Genomic DNA, 511 nt, shown 5'->3' on the forward strand with positions numbered 1-511 from the left:
TGCATTTCCTGCTCTCGAATATATTTTGCAACTGTCGCATCATTCAATCCTACTGTACTTACATAATATCCTTCACTCCAAAAATGTCTGTTTCCAAACTTATATTTCAGATTTGCATGTCTGTCAAACATCATTAATGCTGACTTTCCTTTCAGATATCCCATAAATGCAGATACAGATAATGATGGAAGGATCATAACCAGCATGTGTACATGGTCTCTCATCAAATGTCCTTCTATTATTTCTACATGCTTGTATCTACATAATTCTCTCAATATTTCACCTAAATCTTTTCGATATTGATTGTATATCACTTTTCGTCTATACTTTGGAGTGAAAATGATGTGATACTTACACATCCATTTTGTATGTGCTAAAGAGTTTGCTTTATTAGCCATTATAATCACCATTCTTTCTTATTTTGATAGCTTGAACACCTTCATTATAGAAAGAATGGTGATTATTTTGTATAACATTTTTTTGATACCACCCGCATAGCAGGTGGTTTTGT

Annotated in this window: 1 protein-coding gene; it reads right to left on the reverse strand. The window is 32.7% G+C overall.

The window, feature by feature from the left end; translation table 11 throughout:
• A partial coding sequence (tnpA, locus tag LJE08_RS13785; RefSeq protein WP_227403554.1) for an IS200/IS605 family transposase occupies positions 1–398 on the reverse strand: 398 nt, incomplete at its 3' end.
• Positions 399–511: the final 113 nt, after the last annotated feature.

Source organism: Holdemanella sp. DFI.5.55, assembly GCF_020593575.1.
GTDB lineage: Bacteria > Bacillota_I > Bacilli_A > Erysipelotrichales > Erysipelotrichaceae > Holdemanella > Holdemanella hominis.